This window comes from Methanohalophilus sp. RSK, assembly GCF_003722075.1.
GTDB lineage: Archaea > Halobacteriota > Methanosarcinia > Methanosarcinales > Methanosarcinaceae > Methanohalophilus.
Genome location: NZ_RDSK01000012.1, coordinates 181,755 through 194,715, shown reverse-complemented (window position 1 = coordinate 194,715; position 12,961 = coordinate 181,755). Strand labels below are relative to the sequence as shown.

The window sequence follows — 12,961 nt, the reverse complement described above, 5'->3', positions numbered from 1 at the left end:
CTTTTATATAACGCCCGTCCATATGCACACCAGACAATGAACAAAAAACCGGAACTTCTTGCTCCTGCAGGTGACTATGATTCCCTGGTGGCTGCGGTCCAGAACGGGGCTGATGCAGTCTATTTCGGAGGTTCGGCCTTCAGTGCACGGGGGTATGCAGACAATTTCCCGGATCACAATCTCGGGGAAGCGATTGATTATGCCCATCTTTACGGGGTCAGGGTCTATGTGACCGTAAATACCCTGATAAAAGAAAATGAATTCCCGCAGGCCATGGATTTTTTGGCTGAATTATGCAATAGGGGAGTGGATGCTGTCATCGTACAGGATATCGGCCTGCTTGCCGCCTGCCGTAGTCACCTCACCCAACTGCCCGTTCATGCCAGTACCCAGATGACAGTACACAACACTGAGTCAGTGAAATTGCTGGGACAATATGGCGTAAAGCGTGTGGTCCTCTCCCGCGAGATGAGTCTGGGAGAGATTGCTGACCTGAATGATAACACGGATATGGAACTTGAGGTCTTCGTGCACGGAGCCCTCTGTATCTCGTATTCCGGGCAGTGTCTTATGAGTAGTATTATTGGGGGAAGGAGCGGCAATAGAGGCTACTGCGCCCAACCCTGTCGCAGGCAGTATTCGCTTAGTTGTGACGGCGAAATTGTTGCAGCAGGCTACCTCTTAAGTCCCAAAGACCTGTGTGCAGCCCGTCTGATTCCGGAGCTGGTAGCAGCGGGTGTGGATTCTTTCAAGATAGAGGGCAGGATGAAAAGACCCGAATATGTGGGGGGTGTGGTCTCCATCTATCGCAAGCTTATCGATCGTTGTTTTGCAGACCCCACAAAGTTCCATGTGGCCGAATCAGAGATACGTTATCTTGAACAGCTCTTTAACCGGGGGTTCACCTCAGCCTATCTTGAAGGAGGTACCCGGGACATGATGGGTACCGTCTCACCGGGTAATCAGGGCATTCCTATTGGGACAGTTGTGGGAATTGGCAGGTATATGGATCGTGCTGTAGTTTTTCTTGAGGAAGACCTGGCCGTAGGCGACGGGATTGTTTCACAAGCAGGTGACGGTGAGAAGATAGGTGTGATCTATCGGACAGGCAGGCAGGAAAAGAGTGTCTCGGGCGGGGATACGATAGAGATCCCTTTCTCCGGACGCCTGGGGGAAGGGGATGTCCTTTACCGTACTCTGGACAGCTGCCAGATAAAACAGTTGCAACAGACCTATACTTCTGCTGCACCACAACGTAAAATTCCGGTCAGTATGCGTCTGGAGGCACGATTGGATTTGCCTCTCAGTCTGTCAGTGGATGATAGGGATTGCAATACCGTATCCCTGCATTCTGACTATGTTGTCGAGGCGGCCAAAGGAAAAGCGGCCTCTGAAAAACAGTTGGGCAAACAGCTGGCAAAACTGGGAAATACAGTTTTTGACCCTGCCTCTATATCTATAGAAATGGATGAAGGGATTTTTGTTCCTGTTGGTGTACTGAATGATCTGCGCAACGATGCCGTGGACCTTCTGCAAAAAAAACGAACCGAACTATATTATCGGGAATGCAGCAAACCTTCCCTTGAGTCGGTGGATAGTAGTGCTGCGTCCAATACAAACCCGTTGCTGTGTGTGGCTGTATCTTCGGTTGAAGATGCGGAGGCTGCTGTGGCTGCAGGTGCAGATGTGATATATTTCGCAGGATTGCACATGCCTTCGGTTGATGAAATTGCTATAGTTAAGAAACAATGCCAGAGTTACGGAACATCTCTTTATCTTTCCACCCCGCGAATCATTAAAAACGGGGATATGAAAGATCTTTTCTGGTTGCTGGAAGAAGCACGGGAATGCAGTGGGCTGCTTGTGGCCAACATGGGGATGGTCAAGATATTATCGGAAAGGCAAATTCCTTTTGTCACTGACACCCCGCTGAATATTTTCAACCACCATTCCTGTATATTCCTGAAAAATCTCGGGGCCCGGGGGGTCACTGCATCTGCAGAACTGACGCTGGATGAACTCGGTAAGATCGCTGATGGTTGCATCGGTCTGGAATGCATCGTGGAAGGCAACTTCGAGGTAATGGTCTCAGAATATTGTCCCCTTTCGCACACTTCAGGATGTTCGGATTCCTGTCACGAGGCGACAAGTGTCCTGGTCGACAGGAAAGGTTATTCTTTCCCCCTGAAAACGGATGAACACTGCCGGATGCACCTGCTTAACTCCCGGGGATTGAGCATGCTTGATTATCTGGAGGATGTGATTGCCACAGGGGTTTCTGCTATACGTATTGAAGCCCGCTGGGAATCACCGGGTGATATCGGCAGCCTGGTTGGACTGTACAGGCAGTATCTGGATGGCAGGGCGGGTACAAAGAAAATGCGTGCAGGCAAAAAATATACCACTGGTCACTTCTATCGGGGTGTACTATGAAAGTATTCCTGTCAGGTTCTATCAGGGGAGGCAGGCAAAACCTCCCGGTTTATCAGCAAATGGTACAGATTGTAGAAAGTCAAGGGCACGATGTGGCCAGTCTGCATGTGGCGGACCCACACGTTGAAGAAAATGAAGCAGGTATGTCTGAAGCCGAAATTTTTGAAAGGGACATGCATCTGCTTGATGGCTGTGACTGCATGGTTGCGGAGGTCTCTCTTGCCTCCACGGGTGTTGGATATGAGGTATGTTCTGCCCTGAACCTCGGTATTCCGGTGCAATGTGTTTACCGTGAGGGTTCAACAGTTTCTGCAATGCTGCTGGGAAACACCAACCATCTGATCCTCCTGGATGCCTACCGTGAAGAAAAAGATCTCGAAGCCCTCATCCCGTCGTTTTTGGACTTTGTGAATGGTGAAGATCTGCAGACGTAATGATCTAATCTGCAGGTGGGGGTTTTAAGGGCCTGCATCGGAAACAAATATATAATTATGCTGCATATTTTCGTGTATGGTAGGATCAGAAATAATTCTCGTTCTTGTAGCGATTATTGTAGCCCTTATGATCTATAAGGTTCTCAAGACCGTTAAAGGGCTCATAGTAAACACCATTCTCGGCCTTGCTATAATCGTGGGAGCGAACATTGTTTTCGGATTGGGTATAGCTTACTCGGCCGTGGTAATCCTGACATGTGCTATTGGAGGGCCCATCGGGGCCTTACTGGTTATCCTGCTCAACCATCTGGGAATCTTCTTCTGAAGATTTGCGGGCTACCAGGAAAATCGAATGGCGGATGTATTCTTCGCCTCTGAATATCTTTTTTTTCAGTCTGTTTTCTTTTTTAGTGATATCCAGTTTGCTAAAAAGGCCCTCTAATTCTTCCATGGTGAAATAGTGGTAGATGATTCCGTTTTTGCGTCGGAATGTATGCTGCTCCACGGCATCCCCTCCATAGCGCATGTCCTCCCTGCCAAAAGCCTCGAAGATAAGTTTCCCTCCCGGTTTCAGTACATTCATCATCTGGTCTGCGGCCTGTTTTCTTTCCGCCTCAAACAGGTGCTGGAGTACTCCTTGGCACAGTACCACATCAAAAGAAGCCTCTGGGAAAGGAAGGTCTGTAATGCTTGCCCTGCATACCGGCAATTCTGCCTTTTCCCGCAATCTCAAAAGGCCACGCTGAGAGATATCACATCCCGCCGTTGTATATTCCTTGGAGAGGGGGATGGCATACCTGCCGTGGCCGCAGCCGGCATCCAGAATAAGTTCGCCTCCTTCAAGTTCCTCCTGCAGGGAGGATATATCCAGAGGTCCTGCCCACCGGACATGACGGTACTCCTCATCCCAGGCGCTGAAGTGTTCACAGGCCATATCAGGGCCTGTAAGCGGCGGCTTCCCTGAATCGACTGATCAGGAATTCCTTTTTCAGTGAGGACAAAAACCACCCGGCTTTCGGACCGGAAGCCTGGCCCAGCAGGGAGATGTAGAGGGCTTTGAACAGATCCTTCGGGCCGATGGTAAATTCCTCATCCATTACTTTTTCCATCTCCCTGTGCAGCCTGCCTTCTTCTTCCTTTGCGGAATAGACAAGGTTGTGATAATCAGAACCATCAAGTTCTCCACTTTCTTCCAGGGCATCGGCAAGGGTTGTCAGGAATGCTCGTTGTTTGTCGGAAAGGGTGGCTGCAAGTTCGGGCAGTTTTTCCTGAACACTGAATTTTGCGAAGGGAGGTGCATACATATCAAGCCAGTTGCCCACATTATCGGCGAGCTGCTTTATACATTCCGTATTTTTGGTATCGTAACCCGCTCGCTCTACGATTTTCAATATACTGTCAAAATCCCCGTGAGCTACCTGGTGGATGGTTGTCATGTGCTTGAACGGGATGTCCGTATGGCACAGGCTGCTTGCATGGGAAAGTTCCTTTACACGCCTGTCATATTCGGAGTTGCCTCCTGTATGATGGAGTTTCTCATACTGGTCCACAAGAGTTAGCAGCGGCTGTGCAGGGTCAAAACGGATGTGTTTTTCGGGTTTGGTTCGGATGATCAGATATCTCAGGACCTCGGGGGGTACAACCTTGAGCATGTCCGCAATGGATACGACCACGCCGGTGGAAGAAGACATTGCTCCTTCCTTGCCCAGCATGATCCATTCATAGACGATGGGATGTGGGGGTTCGCAGTCAAAAATTTCCCGGGCGATACGTTTGCCGGTGTCATAGGAACCGCCCCTTGAGGCGTGGTCCTTGCCGAAAGGTTCCACAGTCACGCCGAGGATCTGCCAGCGAGCAGGCCAGTCCACACGCCAGGTAAGTTTTCCGCCACCCTGCATGGATACAGTGCCGCTGTGGCCGCAGGAGCATGTATAATCCACGGTCTCTTCCTTTTCATCGAAACCCGTAACCTTTGTGGTATTGATCTTTCCACACTCCATGCAGATCGGGTTGAAGGGATTCCAGTCATCAGTAGGTTCCTTTCCGGAAACCTCTTTCAGGATTGCTGCAATCTCATCCCTCTTTTTCAGGGCAGTTTTAATGGCTTCGTTATACCTGGCGGATTTGTACAGTTCATCTGCCAGATATACTTCAGGTTTGATTCCCAGCCGGTGCAGAGAATCCAGGAAAGGCTGCAGGAAATGGTCTGCATAATTCTTGCATTCCCCACAGGGACATGGGATCTCGGAGAGAGGTTTGCCCACATGTTCCTCATAACTCTCATCCAAAAAAGGATAGACCTTTCTCAGAGGATCGTAGGTGTCTGCAATGTAGATCAGTTCTGCGTTTGCATCCTTGTCCAGTAATGCGCGATATGCGGCATCGGCTGTCACAACCTCCCGCATGTTCCCGACATGGATATGGCCGGAGGGGGTGATACCGGTGGCGACGAGGTGTGTGTTTCCCCTTTCAAGGGTTTCTTCAGCAACAACATCTGCCCAGTGTGTAATTTCTGCCATTATGTTCACCGATAATGATTTTATTCAAAATTTCTATGATTATGTGCCTTTCTAAAGGTGTCATGTTTTAAATCAATATCTGTAGGTATCGAAATTTATTTATCAATCAGGCTCTATCGGACAGCCATGATTCCTTCCAGGGCGTTCCTCACAAAGGGAACAGGTGTCCATCGGGATAAACTGGCTTCCTTTGAACTTGCTTTAAGGGATGCGGGTATTGAAAAATATAATCTTGTGAGTGTTTCCAGTATCCTCCCCCCCGGTTGCAGGATTATTCCAAAGGAGGAGGGTCTTGAATATCTCAGTCCAGGGGAGATCGTCTATTCCGTACTTGCTCGCAATCAGACCAATGAGGCCCATCGTCTGATAGCTTCGGCAGTAGGAACGGCGGTACCTGTGAATGAGGATAATTACGGATACATTTCAGAACACCATTCCTTCGGGGAAGATGAGGATACCGCAGGGATGTATGCAGAGGATATTGCTGCCACAATGCTCGCAACCACTCTGGGTATTGAGTTTGATGCAGATTCTGCCTGGCAGGAAAGGGAACAGCTCTATCGTGCCAGTGGCCATATTATTAATACTTCTCATTTCTGCCAGACCGCCAAAGGCGACAGGAGCGGCCTCTGGACAACCGTTGTGGCTGCTATGGTATTTGTGGAGTAAGTCAATCAGTAAGTTCTGTGGTGATTTCTTCCAGATCGCAGAAATCTGACCTGAAATTATAGGCTCCGGAGTTTATGAACGTAATCGGATCGCCAATTTGAGGTCTTTTCTCGAGATAAACACGGTACCTGAACAAATCCATTGAACAGGGCGTACATCCCTTGATCACATAGGCTTCTCCTTCATTGCTGCTGACCTCATTCTCCACACGCAGTTTTACAGGTACCAGGATTGCATCCATATCACTGTTGTATACGGAAGCATTCACGATAATATTATCCTCATACACCGCCATCACACGGGTTACCAGTTTGCCGGCAGGCGCGGCGATAAATCTTCCGGGTTCAACCATGAGGGATATATCCCTGTCATGCAACCATTTCCTGAAATTTGTAATTCTTTTGAAAATGCCTCCGATGACATCGGCATTGCTGTTGGCATAAACTGAAGGCAAACCTCCCCCGATATTGAGAATATCTATGGCGTCCAGTGTTTCAGGACTGATTACATCTTCGATATCCCGCTGCAGTTTCCATTCGCTCACGTTCTGGGTCTTCCTGTGGAAATGTATGCCGAGTTTACCGACATTAGGGCTGTCCACCAGTTCGCCAATGCGCCGGTTTATGGTCGCAGAAGGCATACCAAAGACAAAATAGCGTTCGGTACGGATGGAATTTTCCCTCAGTTTGAGCCTGAGCATAAGGTTGACCTTGTGGTTTGTGTCCTTAAGGGTTTCAAGCAGGACGTCCAGGTCGTGCTCATTGTCCAGGATGAAATTCCGGATGCCCATGTCGTAGAGGTCCTTTGCCTGGGCACTGCTCCACCCCTGTGCCAGAAATACCGCCCGGGATAGGTCTCGTATATGTTTCAGTTCGTTCTCCATATGGACACTGAAAAGACAATTCGTCATATCTTCAAGTACGGGAGTGATTTTTGGGTTCGTCTTGGAACTATATGAGACAATGTCAGCAATATCTTCCACCAGACTGTACTGCTGCATAATCACATTTTTTGAAAGAATAAATTTGGGTTCAGGGACAGTCATTTTATAAATCTCTTTATTTATTTTCTATATTCAGTAATCCTTCTTCGTACAGTTCATCCAGTGCCCGAGTCATAGCCATAGGGAAGGTTATGCTGACATCACCGATAACTGTGGCAATATCACTTTCATCCTTTACCTTGCCCCAGGATTTTGCTTCACTTGTATTGGCACCGGACATGCTGCCGGAAGTGCGGTGGGCCGTGGTCATGTATATAGCGTATTCCGCCCCTCCGTTGAGCAATGTAGCCAGTATTGCATGGTGTTTGGATATTGAACCACCCAGGGCGATTACTCCCTTCCTGTCATCATAACTGGTGGTAAGGAGAATGTTGCCGAAATCTTTCACGACATCAACTATGAAATCCGGGTTTTCCTGCTGGAAAAGATACAGGTGAAATCCGAAGGCACCATCGGTTATGGCGGGACAGAAAACAGGCACATCATGCTTTGCTGCCTGGTACAGGATTGAGTTTTGGTCATCCAAAAGCAGGCCGATTTCCCGCAGCATCTCTGATACAGACCATCGTTTTTGTTTTGCGTAGAGTTTCCTGAGAATATCCATGATCATATCCTCGAAATTCATGTAACTTTGATTCTGGATCAGGAGGTTCCCGACTCTGTTAATTCCTCTCTCATGGAGTTCCACATCGTCGGTATTGAAATTGCCGATGGAAAAAACTTCCCCTGTAGCCTTCATTATATCTTCTTCAAGGCCCCCGACTGTTGTAACAAGTACATCTGCAATTCCCAATTCAATGAGCTGAGCAAAAAATCCTCTCAACCCGGAAGTAACCATGTTAGAGGTAAATGTAAGGAATACCTTTGCTGAATCCTTTTTCATCTTGACTATTACTTCGGATGCCCGATGCAGTTCTACACTCTGAAAACCTACATTCTCATAGGAATTAACGAGTTCTGATACCCTCATGTCTTTTTTCCAGTGGAGATCCTTTACCTGAACCATTGTATATCACGACTTTTTAGGAAACAATTCATGTCCTTATTCACTTAAAAAGTTGTTCGGCATTTGTGTACGGGGGGTTAAATATATATTTATAGATTCTCTACTTCACTTTCGCATAACCTAATATAATATGTATTCTAATTTTCCTCCAGGAGTGGATCATTCATGCATATCGAGAGAACCGAAGAATATCTGGAAACCATACAGGGTTTGATCAACCGCACCAGTTCCCCGGCCAAGAACAAGGATATAGCAAAGGAACTTGAAATCGCTCCTGCAACAGTTACTGAAATGATACAGCGCCTCTCGGATGAAGGCCTTGTGACTCATGCTCCTTATCGCGGGGTTGAATTGACCGAATCCGGAATTATGCAGGCCAACAATCTCCAGCGAAAACATCTGGTGCTCAGGAACTTTTTCATCAGGGTACTTGATATAAATGAAGAAGTAGCGGACCAGGAAGCCTGTGCGCTCGAACATGTCATGTCAGATGTTGTACTTGAAAGAATGTGCTCTTACCTGGCAGAAAAAGGTCTCTGTGATATTTCTGAAACCACTCTGCTTTCTAAATGTAGTTTGAGCAGGGATCATTATATTTCTCTTATAGAAATGAATGAAAAGGCTAAAGGAAAAGTGGTAATGGTTGCCCTGCCAAAAGAGACCAAGGATAGGCTTACGTCCCTGGGGATGGTTGCAGGTGAGGATATTGAAATCAAAAGAAAACAGAAACAGGGATGCATTTCTATAATCACCAAGGGTACGGAAATAGCCCTGGGAAATGAAGTGGCGGAAAAAATCTTTGTAAAACCTGCAGAAAACGACCACAGACAGCGGAGACGTGGTAGTCATTCCTGATTCTTGCTGCGGGGCAGCCGAAAAACGCATGCATGACGGCGATCATGACATGACAATTGCCTTTGTTGGCAATCCCAGTGTAGGTAAAAGTGCTTTTTTTTCCAGGGTCACCGGTGTGGGTGTCATGGTTTCCAATTATCCGGGAACCACTGTGGAAATGACACGCGGGACTGTAAAGGTTGGCCAGAAGAAAATAGATATTGTGGATTTGCCGGGTATTTATTCACTGGGTACTTCCACAGAGGATGAACGGGTCTCAAAGGAATACCTGCTGCGTGAATATCCCGATGTGATCGTAAATGTGGTGGATGCAACAAGACTGGAACGTAACCTGTATCTTACCCTCCAGATACTGGAACTCGGTGTACCTGTGGTAATTGCCCTCAATCAGCTGGATGCCGCTAGGGAAATGGGAATTGATATTGATGCTGTCCAATTGTCCCGGATTCTGGGTGTGCCGGTTGTACCTACTGTTGCTACCAAGGGAATCGGGCTTGATGAGGTCCTGAAAGAAGCAGTTGATCCATCCCTTTCAACAGCAGGGCGAATCCGTGTTCATTATGATCATCATATAACTAACGCTATCAAGGATCTTGGTGCGGATTTTCCGGATACTGCCTCTGTAATAAGATTGCGAGCTCTTGAAAATGACACTGATTTTGTACGCATGTGCTGCAGACCCCATGAGGCAGACCTGCTTTTATCAAAGGCTTCAGAAATGGCTTCAGAGATCGAAGATGCCCACAATATGGCTATTTCAGATACCCTGGCAAGGGACCTCTATGGGGAAGCCGGCCAGATTACAGACTCGGTCCAGTCAATTGTAGAAAAGGACACTTCTCTAAAACATCGTATTGATGATATGCTCACATCTGAATATGTGGGTGTCGTGGGTCTTGCAGCAGCCCTTTTACTTACTTTCCTTCTGGTTTTCAGGGTTGGAGGATTCCTGGAAGAGGGAATCGTCCATCTTTTCGAAACCTACCTGATAGCTCCGGTTGAAACGGAGCTTGCAACAAGCAACCCTCTTGTGCGCAATGTAATTCTTTACTCCCTGATGGGCATAGAGGCCGGGTTTGCCATTGCAATTCCCTACATAGGGATTTTTTATATTATCCTCTCCATTTTCGAGGATTCGGGATACCTGACCCGTGCAGCCTTTCTTCTGGATAATCTCACTCACAGGATGGGTTTGCATGGCAGGGCAGTGATTCCTCTGATACTGGGGCTGGGTTGTAATGTACCGGCAATCATGGCTACCCGTGCATTGAATACATTGAGGGAGAGGCGTATCGCTTCGGTTCTCATATCCCTTATCCCCTGTTCTGCAAGGACTGTTATTATTCTGGGACTTGTAGGTACCTTTGTAGGTTATTGGGCTGCGGTATCAATCTATGTGCTGGAGATTTTCATAATTTTCATTACCGGCTGGATACTGGGCAGGGGTCTTCCCGGGGAGCGGACCGGTTTTATTATGGAAATGGGTCCGTTGAGACATCCTGACGTTGTATCCATTCTTAAAAAAACCTGGCTTAGGATACGTGAGTTTGTCTATATCGCTTTCCCTCTACTGATAGTGGGGAGTGCATTACTGGGTGGGCTGGATACTCTGGGCATTCTGGATATTTTTGAGAATGCCGTATCTCCTATATCTGTAGGGATTCTGGGTCTGCCTGCTTTTGCTGCTACAGCACTTGTATTCGGTATCCTGCGCAAAGAAATGGCGCTTGAGATTCTGGCGGTGCTTGCTGGTACTTCTAATTTTGCAATGGTATTGACGCCTCTGCAGATGTATGTGTTTGCTGTAATTACAACAATATATATTCCATGTGTTGCAACCATTGCAATACTGAGACATGAGCTGGGCACAAGGGATACTGTTATGATTTCCACATTTACGATACTCCTTGCATTCACAGTGGGTGCAGTAATCTACCAGATTGGAATGCTCCTGTAAAACAGGTAAAAATCGACAGATTTTTAAAAACAATCAACGGTGTTAACCTTAATGACACGCATCACTGATTCCCGCAAAAGAAATGCAATATCTGTTTTACAAGATATTTTTGAAATGAACAATATGAGAGAACCTGTAGGAGAAGAGGTGGATTCATTGCTCGAAACCATGGGCACACATGCCAGTCTCGTAGAGGAAGGTGTTTTATTAAAAGAAGATTTTAGTGATACAGTCACCGATTTGCCACTGAGAGCCATGAAGGAATGTAATTTTACCAGTCAGGCGTGAGATTGAGTAATTCTACTATATCTCGCAGGATGTCAGGATCAAACTCATCATCTATCCTGTAGTCACTTATTATATGGCCTTCCAGGCTGATTCCGTCCACGTAACCGTACCAGTAGATCACCATTCCACTGCCGTACAATTCTTCATAGCGGGAATACTGCTTTTTGAGATAGGCCTGGTGTTCGGCCTCGTTACCAAATACGGCTTTGCTTTCGACCCAGTTTACCTGTTGGCCCCGGATCTCAACAGGACTTGGAAGGAGAAAATCAGGTGTCTTTTCTGCACTTTGCTTTCTCAATTCTTCTTCTGTCAGATATTCGATATTTCTGTATTCAAGCCACCTGGCTACGATCATTTCCCCTAATATTCCTTTCCTGGCCTGGAAAGAGTGGGCTTCAGGTGAAAAATAGAGATCTGTTTCAAGGGCTTCCTTTATTTCAGCTGCCAGCCGGCTGTCTTCTATTTCATCGAGGTGGTTGAATACATATTTCTTGGACATGCCCAACTCTTTTAGCAGTGTTGTGGCTATAAGTGCAGGAGGGAATTTGTATTCTTCTGAAAGTTGAATTATACTGCTGCCTCTTTTCCATTTTTTGAGCAGTAAAGCACTTTTATTCTGGATAATATAGTAATTTTTCTTTACATGATCGATAATTTTCTGGTGCAGGATGGAAGCGACTACGCCTACGGGCTGGCAGTAATCCAGGGCCAGTTTTTCGAAGTCTGAAGCCTCCCTGACGCTTCGGTGTATCTCATTGTATTCTGTTTTGTCCATCCTTGTTCCCCTGCAGGAGACATTTGTCGCACTGCCTGGTTACACAGTAATTTTTCGCATACTCCACTATCAGGGCGTGGTATTCCTTATACATTTCTACATCATCTGGAATATTTTTCACAAACATTTCCTGCAGCTGGTGGTAATTACCCTCAACTCCTATGCATCGCATTATTCTGGTTGTATATGCATCAATTACAAAACAGGGTTTTCCGGCAGCATATAACAGGATGCTATCTGCGGTTTCAGGTCCGATACCCTTTAATTCAAGTAAACGCCTGCGTAGTTTTTCTGCTGGAAGGGAGAAAAGTACTTCTTCTCCGTGATGATCAAAATAGCTGGATATTCCCTGTAATCTGCTGGCCTTTTGCCTGTAAAATCCGGTACATTTTACATCTTCTTCAAGTTCCTGCAGATCCATCCCTGCCAGTTTGTCGGCCTCAAGCATATTTTTCTGTTTGAGGTTATCGATAGCTTTTTCCACATTAGTCCATTTTGTCTGCTGTGTAAGTATTGCTCCCACGATAACTTCAAAAGGGGTCTCAGCAGGCCACCAATGCTGTGAACCAAATTCCCGTATGAGTATGTTATAAACAGATTGCAGCATCTCTGCATGCATATTTTCTGCTTTATCTGTCGGACCAGAACTCTTCTTCATAATCATCTGGAAGGTCAAGTTCCATTGCTTTGTCTATACTTTTCCTTTTTCCTTCTGTGGATATCTCACTGGTTTTTTCTTTCGTGGGAGCCTTGTCGCCCTTTGGGTGTGGGATTTCCTCTGTGGGTTCTCTGGAATCTACCGGTGGTTCTGTCCTGTTCTTTAGTTTTTCCTTCACACGTTGAGCATATTCATCCACTACAGATTCGGAACTCTTTCTCATTTTTGTGGTCTGATTATACCCAACGGAACAGTTTTCATCACCGGTACGCCAATCCACATGGTAGAGGTGACACTTTCTTTTCTTGCACACCTGCGTCCCATCGAGGGGACATATTTCCGGTAAAGACATTCATAACACTCC

The 12,961-nt window shown here is 46.7% G+C and carries 14 protein-coding genes; 7 read left to right on the top strand and 7 right to left on the bottom strand.

The window, feature by feature from the left end:
* Positions 1-36 precede the first annotated feature (36 nt).
* The 3 genes from EFE42_RS05715 (at position 37) to EFE42_RS05705 (ending at position 3,192) form a co-directional block, all read left to right on the top strand.
* Positions 37-2,433 (top strand): DUF3656 domain-containing protein, encoded by a 2,397-nt coding sequence (locus EFE42_RS05715; RefSeq protein ID WP_148039255.1) that lies wholly within the window; start codon positions 37-39, stop codon positions 2,431-2,433.
* Entirely contained in the window at positions 2,430-2,867 is a 438-nt protein-coding gene (locus EFE42_RS05710; RefSeq protein ID WP_123136330.1) for a nucleoside 2-deoxyribosyltransferase, read from the top strand. Before EFE42_RS05715 ends, EFE42_RS05710 begins: the two co-directional genes overlap by 4 nt.
* Positions 2,868-2,943: 76 nt before the next feature.
* A complete protein-coding gene (locus tag EFE42_RS05705) occupies positions 2,944-3,192 on the top strand; it encodes a pro-sigmaK processing inhibitor BofA family protein (protein WP_072361505.1) in 249 nt (82 codons plus the stop codon).
* Here the strand turns inward: EFE42_RS05705 and EFE42_RS05700 are convergent.
* Both EFE42_RS05700 and lysS read right to left on the bottom strand, forming a co-directional pair.
* Complete coding sequence (locus EFE42_RS05700) at positions 3,151-3,801, bottom strand: class I SAM-dependent methyltransferase (RefSeq protein ID WP_123136329.1); 651 nt, start codon at positions 3,799-3,801, stop codon at positions 3,151-3,153. The genes EFE42_RS05705 and EFE42_RS05700 overlap by 42 nt on opposite strands.
* 1 nt (position 3,802) lies before the next feature.
* Positions 3,803-5,386 (bottom strand): lysine--tRNA ligase, encoded by a 1,584-nt coding sequence (gene lysS, locus EFE42_RS05695; RefSeq protein ID WP_123136328.1) that lies wholly within the window; start codon positions 5,384-5,386, stop codon positions 3,803-3,805.
* Between the two features lie 126 nt (positions 5,387-5,512).
* Here lysS and EFE42_RS05690 point away from each other — a divergent pair, with 126 nt between their 5' ends.
* Entirely contained in the window at positions 5,513-6,055 is a 543-nt protein-coding gene (locus tag EFE42_RS05690) for a pyruvoyl-dependent arginine decarboxylase (protein ID WP_123136327.1), read from the top strand.
* Between the two features lies 1 nt (position 6,056).
* On the opposite strand, the gene EFE42_RS05685 is transcribed toward EFE42_RS05690, so the two are convergent.
* Both EFE42_RS05685 and EFE42_RS05680 read right to left on the bottom strand, forming a co-directional pair.
* A complete protein-coding gene (locus EFE42_RS05685; protein WP_123136326.1) occupies positions 6,057-7,100 on the bottom strand; it encodes a decarboxylase in 1,044 nt (347 codons plus the stop codon).
* A 13-nt stretch (positions 7,101-7,113) separates the two neighbouring features.
* Positions 7,114-8,064 carry a deoxyhypusine synthase family protein gene (locus tag EFE42_RS05680; RefSeq protein WP_123136325.1) on the bottom strand — a complete coding sequence of 317 codons (951 nt, stop codon included), beginning with the start codon at positions 8,062-8,064 and terminating at the stop codon, positions 7,114-7,116.
* A gap of 165 nt (positions 8,065-8,229) precedes the next feature.
* Between EFE42_RS05680 and EFE42_RS05675 the strand changes: the two genes are divergently transcribed.
* From EFE42_RS05675 to EFE42_RS05665, 3 genes are read left to right on the top strand one after another with little or no spacing between them, the layout of a single operon-like run.
* A complete protein-coding gene (locus EFE42_RS05675) occupies positions 8,230-8,919 on the top strand; it encodes a metal-dependent transcriptional regulator (protein ID WP_123136324.1) in 690 nt (229 codons plus the stop codon).
* The gene (gene feoB / locus EFE42_RS05670; protein WP_370448665.1) at positions 8,903-10,876 is read left to right on the top strand and encodes a ferrous iron transport protein B; all 1,974 of its coding nucleotides are present in this window, start codon (positions 8,903-8,905) and stop codon (positions 10,874-10,876) included. Before EFE42_RS05675 ends, feoB begins: the two co-directional genes overlap by 17 nt.
* A 51-nt stretch (positions 10,877-10,927) precedes the next feature.
* Positions 10,928-11,164, top strand: coding sequence for a hypothetical protein (locus tag EFE42_RS05665; protein ID WP_123136323.1), 237 nt, complete (start codon positions 10,928-10,930; stop codon positions 11,162-11,164).
* Here EFE42_RS05665 and EFE42_RS05660 read toward each other — a convergent pair.
* From EFE42_RS05660 to EFE42_RS05650, 3 genes are read right to left on the bottom strand one after another with little or no spacing between them, the layout of a single operon-like run.
* Positions 11,148-11,939, bottom strand: coding sequence for a C15orf41 family protein (locus EFE42_RS05660; RefSeq protein ID WP_123136322.1), 792 nt, complete (start codon positions 11,937-11,939; stop codon positions 11,148-11,150). The two genes, EFE42_RS05665 and EFE42_RS05660, sit on opposite strands and share 17 nt — an antisense overlap.
* Entirely contained in the window at positions 11,917-12,597 is a 681-nt protein-coding gene (locus EFE42_RS05655) for an endonuclease III domain-containing protein (protein WP_233564736.1), read from the bottom strand. The genes EFE42_RS05660 and EFE42_RS05655 overlap by 23 nt, the downstream gene beginning before the upstream one ends.
* On the bottom strand, positions 12,569-12,949 hold the full coding sequence (locus EFE42_RS05650; RefSeq protein ID WP_123136321.1) for a hypothetical protein: 381 nt from the start codon (positions 12,947-12,949) through the stop codon (positions 12,569-12,571). Before EFE42_RS05650 ends, EFE42_RS05655 begins: the two co-directional genes overlap by 29 nt.
* Positions 12,950-12,961: the final 12 nt, after the last annotated feature.

What these genes read in the sequence shown, in the direction of transcription:
- EFE42_RS05715 (WP_148039255.1), top strand. Translation starts at nt 37, where the DNA reads ATGAACAAAAAACCGGAACTTCTTGCTCCTGCAGGTGACTATGATTCC.
- EFE42_RS05650 (WP_123136321.1), bottom strand. Translation starts at nt 12,949, where the DNA reads ATGTCTTTACCGGAAATATGTCCCCTCGATGGGACGCAGGTGTGCAAG.
- EFE42_RS05690 (WP_123136327.1), top strand. Translation starts at nt 5,513, where the DNA reads ATGATTCCTTCCAGGGCGTTCCTCACAAAGGGAACAGGTGTCCATCGG.
- EFE42_RS05680 (WP_123136325.1), bottom strand. Translation starts at nt 8,064, where the DNA reads ATGGTTCAGGTAAAGGATCTCCACTGGAAAAAAGACATGAGGGTATCA.
- EFE42_RS05685 (WP_123136326.1), bottom strand. Translation starts at nt 7,100, where the DNA reads ATGACTGTCCCTGAACCCAAATTTATTCTTTCAAAAAATGTGATTATG.
- EFE42_RS05660 (WP_123136322.1), bottom strand. Translation starts at nt 11,939, where the DNA reads ATGGACAAAACAGAATACAATGAGATACACCGAAGCGTCAGGGAGGCT.
- EFE42_RS05700 (WP_123136329.1), bottom strand. Translation starts at nt 3,801, where the DNA reads ATGGCCTGTGAACACTTCAGCGCCTGGGATGAGGAGTACCGTCATGTC.
- EFE42_RS05665 (WP_123136323.1), top strand. Translation starts at nt 10,928, where the DNA reads ATGACACGCATCACTGATTCCCGCAAAAGAAATGCAATATCTGTTTTA.
- EFE42_RS05675 (WP_123136324.1), top strand. Translation starts at nt 8,230, where the DNA reads ATGCATATCGAGAGAACCGAAGAATATCTGGAAACCATACAGGGTTTG.
- EFE42_RS05655 (WP_233564736.1), bottom strand. Translation starts at nt 12,597, where the DNA reads ATGAAGAAGAGTTCTGGTCCGACAGATAAAGCAGAAAATATGCATGCA.
- EFE42_RS05710 (WP_123136330.1), top strand. Translation starts at nt 2,430, where the DNA reads ATGAAAGTATTCCTGTCAGGTTCTATCAGGGGAGGCAGGCAAAACCTC.
- lysS (WP_123136328.1), bottom strand. Translation starts at nt 5,386, where the DNA reads ATGGCAGAAATTACACACTGGGCAGATGTTGTTGCTGAAGAAACCCTT.
- EFE42_RS05705 (WP_072361505.1), top strand. Translation starts at nt 2,944, where the DNA reads ATGGTAGGATCAGAAATAATTCTCGTTCTTGTAGCGATTATTGTAGCC.